Origin of the sequence: Flavobacterium terrigena, assembly GCF_900108955.1 — a bacterium.
Classification (GTDB): domain Bacteria; phylum Bacteroidota; class Bacteroidia; order Flavobacteriales; family Flavobacteriaceae; genus Flavobacterium; species Flavobacterium terrigena.
In genome coordinates this window covers 250,691-274,873 of record NZ_FNYA01000002.1, presented here as the reverse complement: position 1 = coordinate 274,873, position 24,183 = coordinate 250,691, and the positions used below count along the sequence as shown (strand labels likewise).

Annotated in this window: 13 protein-coding genes; 4 read left to right on the top strand and 9 right to left on the bottom strand. The window is 34.1% G+C overall.

The annotated features are described in order from the left end of the window. The first annotated feature begins 91 nt into the window (after positions 1-91). Together BMX42_RS04720 and BMX42_RS04715 are read left to right on the top strand one after the other, a co-directional pair. Positions 92-1,039, top strand: coding sequence for a GSCFA domain-containing protein (locus tag BMX42_RS04720; protein WP_091309533.1), 948 nt, complete (start codon positions 92-94; stop codon positions 1,037-1,039). 3 nt (positions 1,040-1,042) lie between these two features. Next, entirely contained in the window at positions 1,043-1,705 is a 663-nt protein-coding gene (locus BMX42_RS04715; RefSeq protein ID WP_245748244.1) for a DUF4230 domain-containing protein, read from the top strand. A gap of 73 nt (positions 1,706-1,778) precedes the next feature. On the opposite strand, the gene BMX42_RS04710 is transcribed toward BMX42_RS04715, so the two are convergent. The 5 genes from BMX42_RS04710 to BMX42_RS14510 all read right to left on the bottom strand — a co-directional run bounded on the left by BMX42_RS04710 (position 1,779) and on the right by BMX42_RS14510 (position 6,900). Then, entirely contained in the window at positions 1,779-2,087 is a 309-nt protein-coding gene (locus tag BMX42_RS04710) for a rhodanese-like domain-containing protein (RefSeq protein WP_091309529.1), read from the bottom strand. A 91-nt stretch (positions 2,088-2,178) separates the two neighbouring features. Next, the gene (locus tag BMX42_RS04705) at positions 2,179-3,939 is read right to left on the bottom strand and encodes an aromatic amino acid hydroxylase (protein ID WP_091309525.1); all 1,761 of its coding nucleotides are present in this window, start codon (positions 3,937-3,939) and stop codon (positions 2,179-2,181) included. Positions 3,940-4,073: 134 nt separating this feature from the next. Beyond that, entirely contained in the window at positions 4,074-4,598 is a 525-nt protein-coding gene (locus BMX42_RS04700) for a DUF4136 domain-containing protein (RefSeq protein WP_091309521.1), read from the bottom strand. A gap of 10 nt (positions 4,599-4,608) precedes the next feature. Further along, complete coding sequence (locus BMX42_RS04695; RefSeq protein WP_091309518.1) at positions 4,609-6,588, bottom strand: urocanate hydratase; 1,980 nt, start codon at positions 6,586-6,588, stop codon at positions 4,609-4,611. 135 nt (positions 6,589-6,723) lie between these two features. Further along, the gene (locus BMX42_RS14510) at positions 6,724-6,900 is read right to left on the bottom strand and encodes a C1orf53 family protein (RefSeq protein WP_177169118.1); all 177 of its coding nucleotides are present in this window, start codon (positions 6,898-6,900) and stop codon (positions 6,724-6,726) included. A gap of 28 nt (positions 6,901-6,928) precedes the next feature. On the opposite strand from BMX42_RS14510, the gene BMX42_RS04690 reads away from it, so the two are divergent. Beyond that, a complete protein-coding gene (locus tag BMX42_RS04690; RefSeq protein WP_091309514.1) occupies positions 6,929-7,255 on the top strand; it encodes a hypothetical protein in 327 nt (108 codons plus the stop codon). On the opposite strand, the gene BMX42_RS04685 is transcribed toward BMX42_RS04690, so the two are convergent. The 4 genes from BMX42_RS04685 to BMX42_RS04670 all read right to left on the bottom strand — a co-directional run bounded on the left by BMX42_RS04685 (position 7,256) and on the right by BMX42_RS04670 (position 21,874). After that, positions 7,256-8,542 carry a hypothetical protein gene (locus BMX42_RS04685; protein WP_091309511.1) on the bottom strand — a complete coding sequence of 429 codons (1,287 nt, stop codon included), beginning with the start codon at positions 8,540-8,542 and terminating at the stop codon, positions 7,256-7,258. It abuts the gene before it with no gap. A 274-nt stretch (positions 8,543-8,816) separates the two neighbouring features. Beyond that, on the bottom strand, positions 8,817-14,282 hold the full coding sequence (locus BMX42_RS04680; protein ID WP_143055605.1) for a GEVED domain-containing protein: 5,466 nt from the start codon (positions 14,280-14,282) through the stop codon (positions 8,817-8,819). A 369-nt stretch (positions 14,283-14,651) separates the two neighbouring features. Continuing rightward, positions 14,652-16,103, bottom strand: a complete 1,452-nt coding sequence (locus BMX42_RS04675; RefSeq protein WP_091309505.1) for a hypothetical protein — start codon at positions 16,101-16,103, stop codon at positions 14,652-14,654. Between the two features lie 227 nt (positions 16,104-16,330). Beyond that, on the bottom strand, positions 16,331-21,874 hold the full coding sequence (locus tag BMX42_RS04670) for a GEVED domain-containing protein (RefSeq protein WP_091309502.1): 5,544 nt from the start codon (positions 21,872-21,874) through the stop codon (positions 16,331-16,333). 383 nt (positions 21,875-22,257) lie between these two features. On the opposite strand from BMX42_RS04670, the gene BMX42_RS04665 reads away from it, so the two are divergent. Next, positions 22,258-24,168: a T9SS sorting signal type C domain-containing protein gene (locus BMX42_RS04665; RefSeq protein WP_091309498.1), complete on the top strand. Its 1,911-nt coding sequence runs from the start codon at positions 22,258-22,260 to the stop codon at positions 24,166-24,168. Positions 24,169-24,183: the final 15 nt, after the last annotated feature.

Below are 24,183 nucleotides of genomic sequence, written 5' to 3'. Positions count from 1 at the left end.
TCGTACAAAAATACGGAATAAAAAGTCTTACTATAAATTTTAGCAACTATTTAACTTGTTTTTGTATTTTTGGTTTAAGATAAAAAAAACGATGAAATTTCAAACGCAAATACCTATTCAAAAAGCTGATTTTCCGATGGATTATCAATCGAAAATTATGTTGTTAGGTTCCTGTTTTGCTGAAAATATGGCGGAGAAATTCGAATATTTTAAATTTCAAACTACTGTAAATCCGTTTGGAATTATTTTTAATTCTGTTTCTTTAGAAAAATTAATTCTTAGAAGTATTCATAAAAAGTATTTTTCGGGAAAAGACATTTTCTTTCATAATGAAGCTTGGCATTGTTATGAAGTGCATTCGGAGCTTTCAAATTCTAATAAAGAAGAATTTCTGGAAGCATTAAATCAATTAGTAGATTCCACAAATGAAGAACTTAAAAATTCTACACACATTATTACTACTTTAGGAACTTCGTGGGTTTACAGACATATTGAAAGTAATGAAATTGTAGCAAATTGCCATAAAGTGCCGCAAAAACAATTTGTTAAAGAAATCCTTTCGATTGCTCAAATTGAAACAAGTTTAGAGAATATAATTTCAGAAATTCATGTGGTGAATCCGAATTGTAACTTCATTTTTACCGTTTCGCCAGTGCGACATATTAAAGATGGTTTTGTGGAAAATAATGTAAGTAAAGCGCATTTGATTTCCGCTTTGTATTCTTCTAACTTCCAATTTCCAGTTTCGAACTATTTTCCGAGCTATGAAATCATGATGGACGAATTACGCGATTATCGTTTTTATGCGGAAGATATGTTGCATCCGAATCAAACCGCAATTGATTACATTTGGATTAAGTTTTTCGAAAATTATGTGGACGAAAAAGAATTTGAAACCATGCAACAAGTTTGTGATATTCAGAAAGCGTTACATCATAGACCTTTCAATCCAAATTCTGAAAGTCATTTAAAATTTTTAGCCAATTTGAATCAGAAAATGAATATATTAGTAAAAAAACAACCACACATTCAATTTTAATTTATGAGTTTATCAGTACAAAAAACTACTTTTTTCGGAATAATTACTGAATTTAGAAAATGGATCATGCTCATTCTTGTAGCATTAGTATTGTTTTTCGGATACAAGTATTTTTCTTCAAAAGGTGATACTTTGGTTGTAGAATATGACACGGCTTTAATTCAGGAACAAATTAAAAATGTTGGAAAATTAGTTGTTACAGAAGGACATTTTGCTGAGGTGATTACGTATAAAGATTCCAAAAAATATTTAGGTGATTTTATTTCTTTCGAGAAAAAAGCCATTGTGGTAATTAATGCAGATGTTACCGTGAGTTTCGATTTGAGTAAAATGAAATACGATATTGATTCGATAAATAAAGTCATTACGGTTGTTGAAATTCCAAAAGAAGAAATAAAAATCGCGCCAGATTTTAAATATTATAATACCGAGTCGAGTACTTTTAATGAATTTACAGGTCAAGATTATAATAAGATCAATAAAATTGCTAGAGCGAATTTGTCTAAAAAAATTCAAGCTTCGACATTAAAAACAAATGCTAAAAACAGATTATTATCAGAATTAAATAGTTTGTTTATAGTGACCAAAAACTTGGGTTGGACGTTGAAATATAAAGATGAAATAATTACTTCGGATAAAGAAGTGAAACAGAAGTTTTTGGATTAAAAAAGAAAACCATCTCAATAAAATAATTGAGATGGATTCGATTTCCTCAAGTTTTGTTGTGTTGTCTGAGGTTCTATAACTTTAATTGTAAACTTTGCCAACCGCCACCATTCATTGTTTCAATTCCGTTGCGTTTTAAAATTGAAGCAGCTTGACTGCTTCGCATCCCACTTTTGCAACAAACAATAACTGGTTTGTTTAGCTTTTTAATATCGTTAATCTTTGTTTCGATAATTTGTAAAGGAATATTTTTTGAATTTTTAATGTGTCCGCCAGCAAATTCTTCATACGTTCTCACATCAATAATTACGGCTTCTTTTTCAATAAATTCTGCAATTTGTTTCGATTTATCATCAAAACCTAAAAAATCTAAAATTCCCATATTCGTTTGTTTTCGCAAATATATGGGAATGATAGATTTTAGTTTGTAACAAATGTTACTAGTATCATATTTTTTTTAAAAATGATGATTATTATAAATTTGTAGCTTTTTCGAAAATTAATTCTAAACCGCCATCAATTAAATGAGCCACTTCTGGACGATTAATTTTTACTTTTTCTAAATGATTTAACACTTTGTCAATTAAGTCGGTATTGTTTTCTTTTTTAGCTAATTCGGCAATTTCTACAGAAAGTAACCAATCGTTTTTATGATTTGCGGTTACAGCTCCAAATGCTTCTTTTAAAGTAATTTCTGCAGCTTTTCCTTCTCTTAAATTTCTAACATTTCTGTATAAACCTTCTAACTCTTCTCTTTCTGCTGATTTTTTTTGTTTGATAGTATGACTTGAAGGTACGTGACTAATCATATCAAAACTATTTACATCTGCTGGTCCTGAAAAGGCTGAAGTTATTTTTTTACCAACAGCCATATCATAAATCCCCCATTCTGGAGCAAATAATATGGTTTCACCTTGAGTAACGGTGCAATTTTTGAATTTAATCAATAAAATTTCACCTTGTAAGTTTCTAGTTCCTGTTACAATTTCTCCAGAAACTTTGATGTTTCCTTCAAATTCTAAAGTAATTTGTTCGCCTTCGTAAATGTCATAAGCGCGCAAATCTCTTGGTCCCATATCTTCAATAGCCAAATTGATTCCTTTTAGCTTTCCAACAGGTGAGCCAAATCCTTCTGCGTGTGCATCTGTTCCGTGACTTACTAATTCTTTTTCTCTATATGATAAAGCTGTTTTTCCAGTCGTTTGAATGTAAACTGGTTTTCCTTCGTTTTCAATAACATTGGTGAAAACCCCAGAAATTTGTAAACCCGTGCTTAATTCTACAGTTCCTAAATTTTTTGAAGTGATTAATTTTTGAATTCCAGATAACCCTCCAGTACGTAAGGCCATTTTACTTGCAAATTCTTCTAAAACAGAACTTAATTGTGCGAAATCTGGTGTTACATATAATTGTGGTTGTGGTTTTGTGATGTCGAAACTTTGATCTGCAGCTGAAATATCATAAGGTATTTTCTTTACATTATCTGTCATACACCAAGCGCTTTCACCAATCGATGATAGTAAACCTGCACCATATATTTTCGGATTTTCAACAGTTCCAATTAAACCATATTCAACAGTCCACCAATGTAAATTTCTAATTTTAGACATTTCAGATAGTTCTCCCATGTTGTTTTGTAGGAAATCAACTTGGTCTTCAGCAGCTTTAATTTCTTCAGCAGGAGTGCCTTCAGCTTCTTTTACAATCGATAATAAACGAACCGCTTCATATAATTCATAATCACGAGCCGAAGAAATAGCTTTGCAACCAATTTCTCCAAAACGACGTAAATATTCTGCATATTCTGGATTTGCAATAATAGGAGCATGGCCAGCACCTTCGTGAATAATATCTGGAGCTGGTGTGTATTCAATATGTTCTAACTGACGAATGTCGCAAGCAATTACTAAAACATTATAGGCTTGAAACTCCATAAATGCACTTGGTGGGATAAACCCATCAACAGCAACGGCAGCCCAGCCAATTTCCTTTAAAATACGGTTCATACCATACATATTCGGAATATTGTCTATTTCTAAACCCGTTTTATCTAAACCTTCTAAATAAGAATTATGAGCGACTTTTGATAAGTAATCTACGTTTTTACGCATTACATATCTCCAAACCGCTTGGTTTATAGGCGTATAATCGTTATAATCTTGTGGGATTATGAATTGTTTTAAATGTTTAGGTAACCTGTCTATCAGTGGATTACTTTCAAAATTTGATTCCATAATTGTGTTTACGTTGTTTGATGTAAAATTACAATAAATTTTATATCAAATAATGATTTTTATCATGCAAAATAAAAATCCTGATATGTTTTAAAAACGTATCAGGATTATAATGTATTTATTTTAAGGTAACTTTATTTTATTACTGGCGGATATTTCTCTAAAATTTTTGCTACGAATTCTGCAATTCTTTCATCTTTCTTTTCAGAATCGGTTGTTAAATAGCCAGTTCCAATACCTTGCCATACTAATTCCTTGGTTTTAGCATCAATGATGTCAATGTATAAAGTTCCTTCAGGAGTTGTTGAGGTTCTAGTGTAACCCATTCCCCAACTTGGTCCCCAGCCATAGCCAAATCCCCAACCCATATTGTTGTACACATTAACTCGTTCTCTTTCTTTAGTGAAAATGCTAATTAAAACATCTGGATTGTCAGATTTTGAAAATCCTTTTGCTGGCATCGCATCATCAATAGCGTATAAGATTCGTTTTTTGTCTAAATCTGAAATTTCAAGCTTATCCACACTAGCTTTGCTATATGCATATGTTTTGTATGACGCAAAATTTGCTTTTTTGTCATAATCAGTATTCACGGACACAGATGAACATGAGGCTAGGATAAAAAATCCTAAAAGTGATAGTAATTTAATAGTCTTCATAGCGGTATATTTAAGTTAATAAATTCTCGTCAACTAAATTTGGAAGGGTTACTTTTAATAAAGGTTGTGTTGCCATAGCGCGTTTTATTGCGAAAATAGCTCCTTCATTTCGTGCCCAATTTCTTCTTGAAATTCCGTTATTTACATCCCAGAACAACATCATTTCCAAACGTTTAGACGCTTCTTTAGTTCCATCAAGAAGCATGCCAAAACCTCCGTTTATAACTTCTCCCCAGCCAACACCGCCACCATTGTGAATAGAAACCCAAGTAGCACCTCGGAAACTATCTCCAATTACGTTTTGAATGGCCATATCCGCAGTAAAACGAGATCCATCATAAATGTTTGAAGTTTCTCTATAAGGTGAATCTGTTCCAGAAACATCATGATGATCACGACCTAAAACAACCATACCAATTTCTCCACGAGCAATCGCTTGGTTGAAGGCTTCGGCAATTTTAATACGACCTTCAGCATCGGCATATAAAATACGAGCTTGAGAACCAACTACTAATTTGTTCTCTTGAGCGCCTTTAATCCATTGAATATTATCTGCCATTTGTTGTTGAATTTCAACTGGCGAATTTTTCATCATTTCTTCTAAAACATCACAAGCAATTTTATCTGTCTTAGCTAAATCTTCTGGATTTCCAGAAGCACAAACCCAACGGAATGGTCCAAATCCATAATCGAAACACATTGGTCCCATAATGTCTTGCACGTAACTTGGGTATTTGAAATCGATATTGTTTTCTGCCATAATATCCGCTCCAGCTCGTGAAGCTTCTAATAAGAAAGCATTTCCATAATCAAAGAAATACGTTCCTTTTGCAGTATGTTTATTTATTGCTGCCGCATGACGACGCAATGTTTTCTGAACTTCCTCTTTAAATTTATCTGGATTATTAGCCATCATTTCATTTGATTCTTCAAATGAAAATCCAGTAGGGTAGTAGCCTCCAGCCCATGGATTATGAAGCGAAGTTTGATCTGAACCTAAATCGATATGTAAATTTTCTTGGTCAAAACGTTCCCAAACATCTACGACATTTCCTAAATAAGCAATTGAAACAACTTCTTTGTTGTCTAAAGCTTTACGAACTCTAGCTACTAAAAGTGTAATGTCTTCTACAATTTCGTTAATCCAACCTTGAGAATGGCGAATGTGTGTAATTTTTGGGTTGACTTCGGCACAAACCGTTACACAGCCTGCGATATTTCCTGCTTTTGGTTGCGCGCCAGACATTCCACCTAGACCTGAAGTTACGAATAAACCGCCAGTTGTTGATTTTTTAATTTTTCTGAAACCATTTAAAACAGTGATAGTAGTTCCGTGTACAATTCCTTGCGGACCAATATACATATAACTTCCAGCAGTCATTTGTCCGTATTGAGAAACTCCTAAAGCATTCATTTTTTCCCAATCATCTGGTTGCGAATAATTTGGGATAGTCATTCCATTTGTTACAACTACTCTTGGTGCTTCTTTATGAGAAGGAAATAATCCCATTGGATGTCCAGAATACATTGACAAAGTTTGTTCGTCTGTCATTTCAGACAAATATTTCATCGTCAATAGATATTGAGCCCAGTTTGAGAAAACGGCACCATTTCCACCATAAGTAATTAATTCGTGAGGATGTTGCGCTACAGCATAATCTAAATTATTCTGAATCATTAACATAATTGCTTTAGCTTGTTCAGAATTTCCTGGATAATCAGAAATTGGTCTGGCTTTCATTTCATAATCTGGACGAAAACGGTACATATAAATTCGACCATAGCTTTCTAATTCCGCTTTAAATTCTGGAAGTAATTCCGCATGATGTTTCGCATCGAAATAACGCAATGCATTTTTTAATGCTAATTTTTTTTCTTCGGTAGATAATATTTCTTTGCGTTTTGGCGCGTGATTTATTGAGGTTTCGTATACTTTTGGTTGTGGTAAAACCGAAGGAATACCTTGTTGTATTTGTTCTTTGAAAGTCATCTTTGTTGTTTTTAATTCGTTTGGTTTATTTTTCTGAATTTTGAATATATAGAAAAACTAAGGGTAACGAATGTCAGACCTATGATAGGATTTGTGAATTTTGATTCGATATTTGAATAATTGAATGTCCATTTTTTATTTTTTGTTGGTGCCGGTTTTTTTATCAAATCCGTATGGGCAATGACGGCATCCGCTTTTACAGCAATAACCACGTTTTAAGTGATATTTTTCAGTAAAACATTTATATCCTTCAGGTGTGTAATAAAAATCTTCACCTTCTTTTAAATTATTTGGATTTAATTCATTGTTCATAAGGGCAAATTTAGCAACTTTGTATCAAATGATTGTAATAGTTTTTAAATATTTAACGCCAAAATGGGTGAGAGGAATAACTTTGTTTCCTTTTATTGTTTTATCTGAGAAATCGGATAGGAATAATGCTGTTTTGTTGAATCATGAAAGAATACATATCAGACAACAATTAGAAATGTTAGTATTGCCTTTTTTTGTTGTTTATGTTACAGAATTTTTAATTGGTTATTTAAAATATAAAAACTGGCAATTAGCATATAGAAATATTTCTTTCGAGCGTGAAGCTTATGCTAATGAAAAAGACCTTTACTATTTAAAGCAAAGGTCTTTTTGGAGATTTTTGAAGTATTTTTGATTAGCGATACCAATTAACACCATCCGACCAAAATTGAATATTGATACCAGCTCCGGCTGCGGAATGTGCTGGGAGCGAAGTGGTGCTGGTAATTGTACCATCTAAGTTTTGTATATTATTTGCACCTACAGGATCAATGGTTATGGTTTTTGTACCAGTTCCTCTTGAAACACTTATCAATCGACCCGTACATGTAGTTGGGTCAGGCAGTTCAACGGTTAAGGTGCTTCCACCACTAGCATCGAGGATTAATTTGCTGATGGTGCTTGGTACTGTGTAAGTTACGTTTCCTGCACCAACAGTTACTCTAATAACTCCAACTGCGACAGATCCGTTTACCTGTAAATTGGATGTTGGTTGTATAGTTGCCGATAAGTTTGTTGGGTTTGTATTGATACCGACTCTTCCGTCTTGTGCTATAATCATTCGTTCCAAATATGTTTCAGCTCCCGAGTTTGTGCTGAATAGCATATGTCGATTTCCTGAGGCCAGCTGATAAGATCCTTTACCTCCAAAGGTTGAGACACCTCCTGTGTTTACATATCCGATGTGACCTCTGTAACTTGTTCCTTGAAGAAGATAAATGCCTGAAAATCCTCCAGCTGTGGCGTTGTCAACAGACATTACTCCATATCCGTCTTGATCGTGTCGTACTGAAAGTTTGTAAGCTGCTGATGAAGTTCCAATACCTACATCACCATCGGATTCAATTCTCATTCTTTCATTACTGTTTGTTGAGAATCCTAATATGCTTATCCCAGGGCTAAAAATTCCTGTATTTGGATCTGTTTGCCAAGAATAGGTTGGCACAGCTGCAGTTCCTATAGAATAGGATTGCAATTGACCATTATTGGTATTTGAAATATTCCAGCGATCAATGCCACCCACACCAGTTTTAATTCTGAAATCTTGTGCATCTGTTGTGCCTATAAAATTGGTGCCAGGGCTTGTACCTGAATTTCCAGTAATTGACCAATTACTACCAGTTGCGACTAAACGTATCCATCTGTCTGAAGCTACAGTTGGTGTGGTTTCCCAATAATAATAACCTGGAGTAACATCGCCAACGGTTGCAGTATTATATACTAATTCTGATTTTATAGGTGTTGTAATTGTTGCTGTTGATGTGTTTGTTAACGCTACTCTTGGAATTAGTAAACCATCATTTGTAGAAATAATATCTAATGCTCCTTCTGGAGTTGTAGTGCCAATACCTACTTGTGAGTATGATATTTGTATTAGGAATAGTAAACATCCTAGTTGTTGAAGTAATTTTGTCTGATTCATATTGTTTTCTTTTAAATGATTAAAATTTTAAACCAAAAAAATGAAGCTTTGGGGCCAATATGTTATAAAGTTATTTTATATTTTTTGTATAAATTTATGATTGAATTAATAATTGTTGAATGGAATTATATTGTCGATAAAATACATTTAATCAGTTGTTTAGCTGTTAAAAAGTATTTTTGAACTTTCACGATTTATTTTTTATAAAAAAGATAAAAAAAAAGACCTTTACTATTTAAAGCAAAGGTCTTTTTTGGAATTTTTTAAAATAGTATTAGTAAATAATTTTTCTTACTTCTTCTGTGTTATCTTCTAAAGTAACTTTTACAATTAACATACTATTTGTTCTGTTTAAGTTAGTAATTTGAAAGTTTTTACTATTTACATTGTTTTTGTTTAATAATAATTTTCCTAAAGTATCAAAAACTATAATGTCTTTTATTTTCAATTTACCTGATTCTACAGTTAATACATTGTTGTCATAAACGGTTAATTGGTTTGCAACTTCTGTTATATTATCTGATTTAGTATATCTTAAAACAAATCGATCTTTAATTATTCCTTTTTTATCCATAAATGAATATGGAGCCTGTTTTAAATTGAAAATTACGTTTAATAATTTATCTTCTAAAAAGATGTTTTGTTTCGGATCTTTGAATAGTCCATCAACCTCACTTAAAGCAATTTTGTATAATCCATCTTGAGGAAGGCTTACTCCGATACTAACTTTGTCATTAACATCAAAAGGAAGTGTTCTACCTTGAATTAGCATTTGCTCATCTCCAATTAATGAGAAAATATTGAATGACAGTTTTTCGTTAGAAAATGCATCGAATAATCTATCATTTTGATTTGTTGCATTTTCAACATATCCTAATAAAGATCTAATATTAGTTCCTGAAGGGGTAACTAAATCGAACCAAATTCTGTGTTTTTCTAATTCGTCAGCGTTTTTATTTTCCTTAGAATTTTTGTAAAACACAGTGTTGTCATACGTATTGCTTCTCAGTGTGTTATTGAAATTTAAATTTTCCGTTGTTGCGGCTGATGTATGAAGCATTGATACGAAAAATCCTTGTCCTCCTGCGATTCTACCATTAAATGTACCTGCACCACTAGATGCGCCTACAGAATTATAGGTGATATAATCAGTTGGAGTATAGTTATAAGCATAATCATTATAAAATGGATCTGCTGTTGCGCTAGAAGGTAATGAGCCATGTGTCCAAATATTAACAAAACCTGCAATGTTTGGGTTTAATGTTAAGAAATTAACAGCGTGAATTGCAGAAGGGTATGGGTTTCCAACTAAATTCCAGTTGTCGTCATCCTTAGTTCCAGGTGTTGTAGAAACTCCAGTTGAGTAATTGGCTCCATTAAAAGTTCCTCTACTAATTGGAATTGATATGTTCCCGTTATTTGGAACCCCAACAAATGTAGCAGTATAATTGGCAAAAGCTGAAAGTGAATAGGAGTTTGGAGCTCTTAAACAGTATCCTTTACCATTAACCATGGTTTCGTTAGCAAATGCCCAATTTCCAAATTGATTTATATTTCCTGCTATAGTAGGTGTCCATTTATATTGGAATCCTAAACTTGTTCCAGGAGAAACTGCAGTACTTGCAAAATTAGATACTGGTGATGACCAATATACATAATCTTGTCTTCTAACATTTGCAGCTCTTTGATATTGAATGTTTCCAATATTAGTAACATTGTTAGTCTGTACGATACTTGCATCATCTTGAACAATTATTGTTCCAGTTGCATTTACATTAATTATGTCAGTTATTTTTAAAGTATTTGTAGCAGTGATATTTAAAACTGCATTTGTATTTACAGCTAAGTTTAAACCTAAACCACTGAAGCTTGTTCCGCCAATAATTGGATCATTTGCAGTATCTGGTACTACAACACAGTCTAAAGCTGTTGGAACTCCAGTTGGTGTCCAGTTGTTAGCAACATTCCAGTTTGTACTTACAGAGCCATTCCAAACTTTTGCACCATTAATAGTAACAGTAGTTTGATCTGCTTGTTTAATTGTTCTTCCATCACAAAGCGTGTAAGTGATTTCTGCAGTGTAAGTTGTTGTTGAGGTAGGGCAAACAGTTACTGTTGGTGTAGTTCCTACCACTGGACCCGTAGTTCCAGCACCTTCATACCATTTTATTGAAGCGATTGAATTTCCATTTGGTACAAAACGCCAAGCTTCATTTGTTGCAGTCCAGTTGGCATCAAGCCCATTTCTTCCTGGTGGAACAGACGCTAATGTTCCGGTTGCATTTTGAATACCAACAATGGCATTACCATCATTCCAAGTTCCAGCTCCAAAGTTGTCGATATTTTTTTCTTTAATATAAACCTCAATAATGTTTGAATTTTCATAAAGAACCATCATTCCAGTATATAGAATAGCATTTTCGTCGAACATAGGCACATTTGACCATGATGCAACTAAAGCTCTACATCCAGTAGGTAATGTGATTAATTCCCAACCTACTTGTTTTAAAGTTCCAACTCCTGGGTCTATATCGTGAAATACTCCAAAAATTGAATTCTCTTTTAATTGTGAATGTCCACTGATTGGAATATTATCACTAAAGCTATATCCACTGGCTGTACCAGCTAGAGTAGTGTTAAAACTTAAAATTCCATTAGATCCAATAACACATTTGTTGAAAGTGTTTCCATAGAAGCAAAAATCAAAAGGTAGGTTTACAACAGGTGACCAAACATCATCTGTGTTAACACTTACAGGGTTAGCTAATCCTGTAAAACTGCGAGGAGGATTGTAAGCAATTGGTTCAACAATATAATCAGTTGTTTCTCCTAAATCTAAATAAGTAGCTTCAAGATCCACACAAGTTGAAGAAGCTGTACAGTTAATTGCAGCTGGATCTGCTCCATTTAGTCCTAAACCACCAGACACTACGTTTGGACATCCAGTTACTACATTACTAACAGCCATTACAGTAAAAACACCATTTGAAGAAGTAGCGGTTTGACTACTGTTTGTACAAGTAACAACCAAATGCCAATAAACTAATCCACTTGCAGGTGCAATTGCACTGTAATTTGCATAAGAACTTGTAGCAGCACCTGCATTTGTCCAAGGCCCTCCAGCACTTGAGCTATATTGCCATTGGTAAGTCATGTTTAATGCCTGTGTGTAACCAGATGCGACAACTGAATAAGATGAACCTGGCCATCCTGTATTAGGATTAGCTAAAACAGTTCCTGCTGTTGGAGTTCCTGCGCAAGCTGGATAGCAAACACCACTATAAGATACGGATAAACTGAAACCAGAATAAACGGATGAACTGTCAGAGTAAAATTGAACAGTTAAAGTTTGTCCTGCAGTTCCTGTGTAATTAATTGTTCCTGTTCCTGTATATGAAGCCAATAAAGTTCCACCAATTCCAGTTCCGTTGTAAATTCTAATATAGTCAAGACCATTTTCAGTAGTATAGTTTCCTGAAATTGTTACTGTTGCTGCAAGTCCTGCTTCTATAACAGAATAACCAGATGAGCTATTTGCATAGTCACCTGAAACACCACCATTGTCATATAAAACTATATTGGTTCCACAAGTAATTGTAGTATTTCCTGTTGTTGGAATATTTTGTGTTGAAACCGAATTGAAAGTACCATTAGAAGAAGTTGCACTTTGGCCACTAGCTGTACAAGTTACAATTAAGTGCCATAATACTGTTGTTCCTAAAGCAGGAGCAGTTGCAGTATAGTTAGCATAAGTTCCAGTAGCAGCACCTTGATTTGTCCAAGTCCCACCACCATTTGTACTATATTGCCATTGAAATGTTAGTCCTGTTGCTCCTGTATATCCAGTTGCAGAAACAGTATAACTTGATCCTGGTGAAGAAGACGCTGGTGTTGCTACTGCGGTTCCTCCAGTTGGTGTTCCACTACATGCAGGGTAACAAACTCCACTATAAGTTACAGAAAGAGAAAAGCCTGAATAAACAACAGAGCTATCTGATGTAAATTGAACTGTTAAAGTTTGTCCGACAGTACCAGTATAATTTATTGAACCAGTTCCTGAATAAGTCCCTAGTAATGTGCCACCTGTTCCAGATCCACTGTAAATTTTAATATAATCAACACTTTCAGTAGTGTAGTTTCCTGAAATGTTAATTGTTGCGCCAAGACCTGCGTCTAAAATCGTATATCCATTCGAACTATTAACATAGTCGCTTGAAGCTCCACCATTGTCATATAAAACTATGTTGGTTCCACAAGTAACGGAGTTATTTCCTGTAGCAGGAATGTTTTGTGTAGAAACTGATGTAAATGTTCCATTAGATGATGTTCCACTTTGACCACTACTTGTACATGTTACAATTAAATGCCATAATACAGTTGTTCCTAAAGCAGGAGCGGTTGCAGTATAGTTAGCGTATGTTCCAGTAGCAGCACCTTGATTTGTCCAAGTTCCGCCTCCATTTGTACTATATTGCCATTGAAAAGTAAGTCCTGTAGCATTAGTAAATCCAGTTGCAGAAACAATATAAGTTGATCCTGGGTTACCAGATACTGGTGAAGCTGAAGCTGTTCCAGCAGTTGGAGTTCCAGAACAAGCAGCAGGAGCAATAACTCTTACTGTATAGTCTTCTGCTTCTCCATAATCAAATGAACCACAAGCTGGTGCTGGATTGCTTAAATAAGCATTTCTAATTCGCATTCTGTAATCTCCAGCTGCTTGTCCTACTGGGATAGTTATAGTCCCTAAACTTGCTGGTGTAGAAAGATAACCTGTTGAAATTACATTTTCTCCAGCGTCATTAAAATCTGTATCATTGTTCCAATCTACCCAAACATTGTACCCATAAGTACTACTTGGATGAGTTGCAGTAAGTGAAAAATTATTTCCTGCTATTTGACTAACAAATAGTGAAGAGTAATTTGTATATGCTGAAAATGCTGTAGGAGTATTGTTGAAATTGGCAATACCTCCTGTAGAAGTTACGCCACTAATATAGTAAGATGTTGAAGAGGTATTCGTTGGTGTGCAATAGCTACCAGGAATTATATATGTAAAACGTATTTCTCCACGTGCTCCTGCACCTCCGGTTTGATTTCCACCACCTCGTTCACCACCACCACCACCACCACCAGGTGTGCTTCCAGCTGTTCCGGCACCATCAGAATTTCCAGTACCTCCAGTACCACCGTTAGGTGCGCTTCCTCCGTTACCACCAGATCCTCCTCCGGCTTGTCCTGGATTACCATTTGTATTTGTTGATCCTCCACTTGCTGTTCCTCCTGTTCCAATAGCTCCAGCATTACCAACACCACCGGTTCCGCCATTCGCAGCAAGAGTAAATCCACCAATTGTTATTGTTGAATTTCCTCCAGCACCTCCAGTACCTCCGGCATTAGTGCCTGCTGTACCTGCTGTGCCTATTGTAAATGGATACGTTCCTGGAGTTACTGTTACAGTTCGTGTGACATAAGCCCCAGAACCTCCTCCAGAACCTCCGTTGTTGTTAGAGTTTGACCCGCCGCCGCCGCCGCCAGCGCCCCATATTTGTACTGTTACTGAGGTAACTCCAGCAGGTACAACCCAACTGCCTGAAGCTGTATAAGTGTCAGTAGTTTGAGCGGATAATTGATTTGTAAATAATGTAAAAAAAGTAATTAGTAATAAATAAGTATTATTAATGATTTGTTTTTTTAAATTTAATAATAGCTTGGTGTTTGGTTTGTAAGCCTTGTAGTTCATTTTGTAGTAGTTTTGTAGTAGTTTTTTGGTTTTATTGTAATAATTGTTTGAAAATTGCCGTGTTAATTTCACATTATTAAACGAATATGTGATATTGTTGAGCAATATATAAATTTTAAACAAATTCCATACGAAATGTTCAAAATATTCGATGCAAAACATTAATAATCGATGAAAAGCATCCTTATTCGATAAAAAACACAAAAGTTTAATTTCTTCGCAGACATTATTTTTTTGTTAAATAATTGTTTTTTGAAGCTTTTAAACAAAAAAAAGCCTCACAAATTTGTGAGGCTTTTTGAAGATATTAAATTTATCAAAAACACCTAAATGTTTTTAATAAATTTTTAAAAATCGTCGTATTTATAATTATTTTCTTTTTTCTGATTTTGAAGTTCCAGGCTTAGGAAAATTTATTTTTTCTGGACCTATTGGGAATCTAACATCATCAAATTCTGAAGTAACTTTTCCTGTGTTGTCAACTGAATCTGCTCTATTTCCGATAATTTGCCAAGAAAATTTTGTATTTGATTTTCCTTTGTTTAATTCAGTTACAGTAAATCCTTTATTTGATTTATTAGTAATGTATACTCCATTACAATCACCTTCTAATTGAATAAAAACTTTTACTGGTTTTTTATCAGAGATGTTTTTACTTAATACATCTTCTAATACTATCGTAGCTTTTCCGTTTTTTAGTTCCGCTTCACCAAAGTCTTGGAATAAAACTTCTGGAGCCTCTGTACAATACATAACTCTATTTTTACCTTCATCATCTTTTACCATTGTTGACTTTGTACCTGCTGATAAAATACCATAGTCTGTACCTCCACCTGACCTATATCCAACATAAGCATAATCATTTGTTCCTTGATTTGCATCAAAATAACCACCATAGTAGCGAGTTGAATTTGGTCCTGAACCGAACCCAGCTATACTAGCAATCGATTGTGTTGTATTTCCTGTGTCTGTTATTGAAAACAATCCACCTTGTCGAGCATCGCTATTACTTGTTGGGTTAGTGGCTGTTCCGTAGATACCTGCTTGTAATCCAGTACCAACAGCACCAATATTCCATCCTGCTTGTGACGAAAAACCATTTCCTGCACCATCAAATGACCCACCTGTATTCATATTCGCTCCTGTGGCAGTTGTGTTAGATCTTCCGTAAATTCCTGCATTATTTTGACCAGTTGCATATCCATTTATTGGATAATCGCCAGCTACACCAACAGATGTAAACATGTCAATTGTTGGGAATGGGGAAGCTGCTCTAATGTGTACGTGATTGTTTGCCGCATCAACATAAAACATTTGTGATTCACCAGTTCCTTCAACTCTGAAATTATAATTTTGTGCGTCTTCATTAACTACAGTTTCTGTAGTACCCATTCTAATTCTTTCAATACTGTTAGCTCTCAAAATTAATGGCACATTATCTGTTGTTCCAACATAATTTGTTGCAGGATTTGTTCCCGTATTTCCTGATAAAGACCAATCTAATCCTCCTGGAGAACCAGCAAGTGATATCCATTTTGATCCTTCCCAGTAGTACATTCCTGGAACAACATTATTTGGGATTGAACCAGCTGTGGCAGTATTCCAAATTAAAGTTCCAACAACTAATCCGCCACCTTGAGGGTTAACAACGGGCGCTGCTACATTTAATGCGGTTAATGCAACTCTAGGTAATATTAATCCATTTGTACTTGAATTAATATCTAATGCACCTGCAGGTGAAGTAGTACCAACTCCAACTTGTGCGTTTATACTAATTGATGAGAAAATTAGTAGTAGGCTGAATGTTAAGTTTTTAATCATAATAATGTGTAATTTTTTGCAAATATATACTTAAAATGTTATAATTCTACAAAAAAGACTAATATTTCAAATATTATAACATTTTTTTGTTGGTGAAATTTGATTTGTATCTTGTTTTATTGCTATATCAAGGGGTGTTTAATCTGAAATGCCATATTGATAATTAAAAAAAAGACCTTTACTAATTAAAGTAAAGGTCTTTTTTGGGTTTTTATTTCGTATTGTTGCTAGTACATAACTTTTTTTACTTCTTCAGTATTGTCTTCTAAAGTTACTTTTACAATCATTAAACTATTTGTTCTGTCTAAATTATTAGCTATGTAAGTCGTGTTATTTACATTGTTTTTGCTTAATAACTCTTTACCTAATAAATCAAAAATTTGAATGTTTTTAATTTTTAACTTACCAGATTCTACAGTTAAAACATTATTGTCATAAACAGTTAATTGATTTGTTAATTCAATAGTGTTTTTAATGTCTTTTGCAAATTTTAAAACAAATCTATCTTTTATGATTCCTTTGTTACCCATAAATGAATATGGCGCATCTTTTAAATTAAAAGTTATATTTAATAATTTATCTTCTAAATAAATGTTCTGATTTTTATTTAAAAATAGCCCGTCAACAGATCCGATAGCGATTCTGTATAAACCATCTTGAGGAATACTTACTCCAATATTAACTTTATCATTAGTATCAAACGGTAGTTTTCTACCTTGAATTAACATTTGTTCGTCATTAACTAATGAGAAAATATTGAATGATAATTTTTCGTTTGAAAAAGCGTCGAATAATCTGTCTTTATCATTTGTTGCGTTTTCAATATAGCCTATTAATGATCTTGCACTTGTTCCAGAAGGTGTTACTATGTCAAGCCAAATTCTGTGTCTTTCTAAATCGTTAACATCTTTATTGGCATCGGTACTCTTAAAAAATTGACCATTGTTGTATGTGTTACCAGTTGGAATATCTCTTCTTAAATCGTTGTTAAAGATTAAGTTTTCAGTTGTAGCTGCTGTTCCATGAAGCATTGAAACAAAGAAGCCTTGTCCTGCACCAATAAATCCATTAAACACACCTGGTCCGCTTGATACTCCAGAAGAATTATAAGTTATATAATCAGTTGCAGTGTAATTATATGCATAATCATTGTAAAATGGGTCTATAACTGCATTTGATGGTAAATTACCATGTGTCCAAATATTTACAAAACCAGCAATATTTGTATTTAATGTTAAGAATTTAATAGCATTAATTGCTGAAGGGTAAGGGTTTCCGACTAAATTCCAGTTATCATCTGCATTTGTTCCTGGTGTAGTTGAAACTCCTGTTGAATATGTACCACCATTCCAAGAACCTCTACTTATTGGAATTGAAATATCTCCATTATTTGGTACACCTACAAATGATGCTGTATAATTTGTTAAAGCAGAAAGTGAGAAAGAATCTGGAGCTCTTAAACAATATCCTTTTCCAAGTACCATTGTTTCATTTGCAAATGCCCAATTTCCAAATCCATTTGTACCACCGGTTGTTGGAAGCCATTTGTATTGGTATCCTAAACTTGTCCCTGGTGATACTGCGCTATTCCCAAAACCTGCAACAGGAGAAGACCAATACACGTAGTCTTGTCTTCTGATATTTGCAGTACGTTTCATGTTAATGTTACCAGTATTTGCAATGTTTGCAATTTGAACTAAATTAGAACTGTTTTGCACGTCTATTAATCCAGAACCAGCTACAGTTATTGCATTGGTAATTGTTAAATTATTGCTTGGGTATAATTTTAATACTCCATTGTTTTTTACATTTAGGCTTTTCCCGAATGCACTAGAACCTACCGTGTTTATTTCTGAAGGTCTGTTTGCTGTTGTTGCAATGTCTGGAATAATTACACAACTGTTAGCGTCAGGAATTCCTATTGGGTTCCAGTTGTTAGCATTATACCAGTTATTATCAACGGCACCTTTCCATATTTTTGATTTATTTAATATTGTAACATCTTGACTTGCAGTACATCCATTTGATAATACTGCAGTAGCAGTAAATGTATAGCTATCCATTTCTAATTGAGCTAATGTTGGTTTTACATAAACAGTTACAACAGGAGTTCCTGCTATATAAGGAGTTGTAGCTGCAGGGTTGGTGTAAACATCTGGTAATGAAGCACCGCTCCAAACAAATGCTGTATTTAATGGTAAATCTCCAAAAATTCTAATATCATCTACAGCAACACCATCAGGTAAATATCCTGTTACTGTTCCAAGTGAATGGTGTAAAACTCTAACTTTTAGGTTTGTTTGGTTGATATATCCATTTAGATTGTATGATAAATTTACAAATTTTGTTCCAATACCTGTATCAGCTGTAAATGTTTGTAAAGTTGTCCATGCACCTCCACCATTAGTTGAAATATCAATTGTAACAAATTCATCTGCATTATTTGTGTTGTCTGGATAATAACGAGAATAATAAAAATTCATTGTCATAGTTAAATTCAAATAAGTTGCTGAATTTAATGTTGCTGAAACCAATGAGTTTTCTACTAATACATCTGGAGGTGTTCCAGCATCTGAAGTAGCTAAAGCGAATAGGTTAGGTGCTAGGCCACTTGAAATAGCTGGTTTCCATGATAATCCAACTGTAGGGACAAAAGTACTAGCTCTGTTAGTAAATTTTGTATCATTTTTAATTGCAGCTGGAGTTGTGTCTGAATTAACATTTGTAAAAGTTCCTAATGCTCCGCCTTCAAATCTTTCGTATAATAAATCTGTTAATTGTTTATCTCCGCCTGCAGTTAAAGCAACAATGGCATTTTCTCCACAAACGTCTGGTGATGATTGTGTGAAAGTTAATGTTGGAGTAGGGTTTACTCTAGCTACAACAGGAGTTCTTACAAATGACTCGCAAGTTCCATTCCATGCAGTACAATAAAAAGTTGTAGTGCTTGATATTGATGGAGTTTCAAATGTTCCTCCGCTTGTTGAAGTTCCTTGTAAAGTTCCACCTGTAAGTGCATCATACCATCTGATTTGAGTTGTTCCAGCAGTTCCGTTAGCAACTAAATCTACGATTCCAGATCCACAAACACTTCCGTCTGTTACTGAAGTAATATTCGCATCACATCTTTGAATTACAGTAAATAAATAATCTTCGGCTTCTCCGTATTGAGTATAAGTTAATCCACCAATTAAAATCGTGTTAAATAATTCACAGGCATCATAATTATAACTAAAATTTTCTGTGACTCCTCTATATGCGTTGTAAGTTCTAAATCTGATTCTGTAATCACCAGGAACTGTTCCAGTTGGTATAACAAAACCAAATGTGCTTGAAATACCTGCAGCAGGAGGTCCATACACTTTTTCACTTGTTTCAAATGTTCCGTTTTTATTCCAGTCCACCCAAGCAAAAAGTTTTGTTCTTCCTCCAATAGATTCTACAATCATATTTACTCCTTCTCCTTGAGCTTGTTGTGCTTTTAAAGCTAAGCCAGTAAAATCTTGATAACCTGGAGTAATTTCTGAATAAGTACTCGTATTGTTGGTTTCAACTAAAGTACCAATAAAGGCAACTCTACTAATATATCTATCTTGATTTACAGCTGTATTAGTTTGTGGGATACAAGGTGCGGGAGCTGCGCCAACTGTTGTAGCGTTTCCAATTAATACAGTTGGGTTTGTGTTGTATAATGGCCCTCCACTACATAATGCATTCATTGAATAAATGAAGAAATAGTAAGTAGAAGTCGTATTTAAACCAGTTGCCGTAAATGTTGTATTTATATCTGTGTCTATAACGGTATTACCTACACCTATACTTGTTCCTATAGCATAAGTAGTTCCGTCCATAATTAATCCTGTTGGCGCTGTGCCTGTTGTGTTCATTACTACTAAGTAGTTTTGAGGTACAGGTGCTGCAGCAGTAAATGAACCAGCTATAGATGTAGCTCCTGGAGTTAATACCAATGTGGTTGGTTGTCCTGTAGGTTCAGTACATGCAGGTGCGGCTAAAATAGTTACACTATAATCTTCAACTTCACCATCAAATCCATTAGCACATGGAGTTGAAACTGTTGTAAAACGTGAGGCAACTCTCATTCTTGTAGTTCCAATTGCTGAAGTTACAGGAATTAATATTGAATAAGGACATGCTGAACTTAATCCGTTAGCATTGTTTGTAACAGTTCCCAAATCATAGCCTTCTCCTGAATCGTCAAAATCACCATCTCTATTCCAGTCAAACCATACTATTTGCGCCATAGTAAAAGCACCATCTGTGTTTACTCTAACATTAATATTGTGAAATTGACCTTGAGTAACTGTTGTGCTTTGAGTAGCAGTGTAATCTGTATATGGAATAGCAGCTGTTGTTGCTGTTGTGTTATTAATAGTATTGAATTGAACATTAGTGATACCGTCAGGAAAGTTGGTATTTGGTACTGATGCACAATATACTAATGAAATATTTAAAATCGCATTTGCAGAATAAGTAGATGTTCCGCAACTGTTTGTTGCTGAAGCTTGGTATAAATATCCGTCCATACCCATAGTCACACCAGTGATGTTTAATGTTGCGGTTGTAGCATTACTATAAATACCTCCATTTGTAATGGTAGTCCAGATTCCACCACCATTGGTACTCACTTGCCAAGTATAACTTGTTGGTGAGTTAGATCCTACAACAGTGAACGAAGCATTTGCTCCAGCTGCCACACTTGTGTTTGATGGGTTTGTTGTGATACTAGGTGTTGTAATAATGGTTATTGCTGTTGATGTGGAACAGGTTCCGATAGTGTAAACTACAGTTGCATTACCTGGTGTAACTCCTGTAACCACTCCTGCGCCAGAAATTGTCGCTGATCCTGTTCCGTTTGTGATAGACCATGTTCCGCCACCGACTGCATTTGCGAATGCCGGAGTAGTAGCTCCAGTACAAACTGATGCTGCTCCACCAGTAATTGCTGCAGGTGTAATGGAAACTGTTAATGCTCTATTTGATACACATCCATTTAAAGTATAAACAACTGTAACTGTACCAGGTGATGTTCCTGTAGCAACACCTCCTGCAGAAATTGTTGCGGTTCCTGTACCAGGTGTGATAGACCATGTTCCTCCTGCTGTTGCATTTGTAAATGCAGGAGTAGTGGCACCAACACATACCGAAGCGGCGCCACCACCATTAGCTCCAAGTGGATTATTTGTAGATGTTAATGTTCCGTATGAAGGACCTGCAATAGCTGCTCCATTGATAACCCCGGTTCCGCCAGTTCTTGTCATGTTTCCAGATGAAGGAGCGGTTATACCTCTAAATTGAATACCGCTTATCGTTAAACGGTCATCGTCATTAGTTCTGTTACCATCACTACTTCTGTAGGTTGCAGTAATTGTAGTCGCGGTTACATTAATTGATGCTGCTGTAATATCACCAGTTGCTCTAAATGCCACTGAGCCAACACCAGGATTAAATTCAAAATTTGTTGGAGCAGTAATAATTAACGTATAATCAGTGTTTACGTTAGTGATGCTAAAATTAGCATTTTGATTTTCCTCTAAAAAAATATTTCCTAAAGTAACATAGTTAGTTGGGTAAACACAACTATTAATATTTCCATTAGCAGTATTAATAGTTACTTGCCCAAAAGCATCAGAAAAACCTAAAAAGGTGAAAAGAAAAGCAAATACCAAATTGGTTTTACTTTTGCGAGAAAATAAATTCCACGCACTAAGTGTGTAATCAACATAAGTTGATAGATTGTAATTTTGCTTCATAAAACAGGGGTTGTTTATTTTTAACTATTTGTTATATTATTGTTTATTTCATGTTTGTTTTTAATGATAAAATCAAATTTAATAAAATAAAATCAAAAAATGAGTATTAATTGTTAGAAATTTTGTTAAATTTATGAAAAATTAGAAAAGTTAAATTGAAATATTATCGATAAAACGCAGGTTTTTTTGTTAAAATAGCTAAAATCACATAAAAAAATGTTATTTATCTAGTTTTCAAGCTTTTTGTGTGGTATTTTTTTGAAGTTTGCTTTTTTTTTGTACCTTTGTTTTTTTAACAAATAAGTCTAAAAAACGTTTTTTTTTAACAAAAAAACGCATTAACTTTGGTTGTCGATTTTCTTAGACTATAAAATCTTGTTTTTATGAAAAAAATATTACTTGCCAATTTATTAATTGTTTTTACAGGGATTGTAAATGCACAATTATTTGTAAAAGATGGTTCTTATGTCTTTATGACAAATCAGTATATGACTGTCACAAATGACGTCAACCTAAATAATACAGGTAATTTCTATTTAAGAAATACGTCACAGTTATTACAAAAAGGTTCTGGATCTTCTGTTAATACGGGAACAGGAAAATTATCTGTTTTTCAAGAAGGAACTGTAAATAATTTTCAATATAACTATTGGTGTTCACCAGTTGGTTCTGGTGCTGCAGGGAATCCTTTTGGGATTACAATGTTAAACAGACCGTCAGGTTTAATCAGTTCTACTGCTGCTGAAATTTTACCAACAAGTAGTTATAATGGTACTACTACAGGTGGTGTTGGTGGTACAATGCAAATTGCACCATATTGGATTTGGAAATTTGTTTCTCTATCTCCAGTTTATGCTAACTGGCAATATGTTGGTTCAGCTTCTACTTTAAATCCTGGTGAAGGATTTTCAATGAAAGGAACTTCTGGAACTGATGGAACTGTTGCAGATGCAGCAGAAGCAGTTGCTAATAAAACTGGTTTAGCGCAACGTTACGATTTTAGAGGAAGACCAAATGATGGGAATATTTCCGTACCTGTTTCAAATGGAAATTTAACGCTAGTTGGTAATCCATATTCTAGTGCAATTAATTTAAATATGTATTTAGTAGAGCATACTGGAAGATCTTATGATGGCGCTGGTAATGTTTCTGCTGGAGGTAATCCAAATGTTATTGATGGTTCTGCTTATTTTTGGGAACACAGTAAAACAGCTAATACACACGTTTTAGCTGGATATGTTGGAGGTTATGGAACTTATGTTGCTAACGGAGCAACTGTAGGTACACCTGGTACATGGGTTGCTGCAACTTGGAATACATATTATCCTGATGGTACTTTAAATTCTACAGGAGGTTCGTCAGGTTCTACTTTTAAAAGACAGTTTTCTCCAATTGGACAAGGTTTTATGGTTAAAGGTATCGCGGCTGGTTCTTCTGTAATGAGAAATAAATATAGAGTTTTCGTTAGAGAAGGTGTTGCTAATAATTCAACTTTTGAGAAAAATTCTGCTCCTAGTCAAAATTTAGGAGGGTCAAATTGGGATGAAATTCCTAATGTTGCTGGTGTTGATTATACACAATTATCAAAATTACCAGTACCTCAAATAAAATTATTGACAATAATGAATAATGCAAAATCTCTTGAAGTTGCTATGGCTTTTAATCCTAATACAACTGATGATTATGATTTAGGCTACGATGGTGTTTCACCAGATGTTTATGTAAATGCTCCAGATATGGTGTATTTCGGTCAAAATAATAATGACAAAAAATGTGTGATTACTACTTTGCCATTTGCAATGGAAAAAAGAATTCCAATTGCTTTTAAATGTGGTGCAGCGTCTACTTTTAAAGTTAAAGTTTCTGATGTTATCAACTTTACTGGTTCTGAAAATGTATATATTTTCGATAAAGAAACAGGAATATATCATGATATTAAAAATGGAGACTTCAATACAAGTTTACCAGCAGGAGAAAACGCTTCTCGTTTTGAAGTAACATTTAAAAACTTTGATGTGTTGTCTAATGACAATAACAATTTAGTAGCTAATTCATTTAATGTTTTTCAAAACAATGAAAATGCAATGTTAACTATTGTGAACACTTTAGGAAAAGAAATTTCAAATTGTTCAGTTTATGATGTAACTGGGAAATTAGTAATTACTAAGAAAAATTTAGGAAGCAACAATTTAATTGAATTACCAACAAATGCTTTAAGTGATGGTGTTTACATTGTAAAATTAAATACTGCCGATAACGTTTCTGTTGAAAAGAAAATTATTGTAGGAAACTAATAAAATAAATAATTA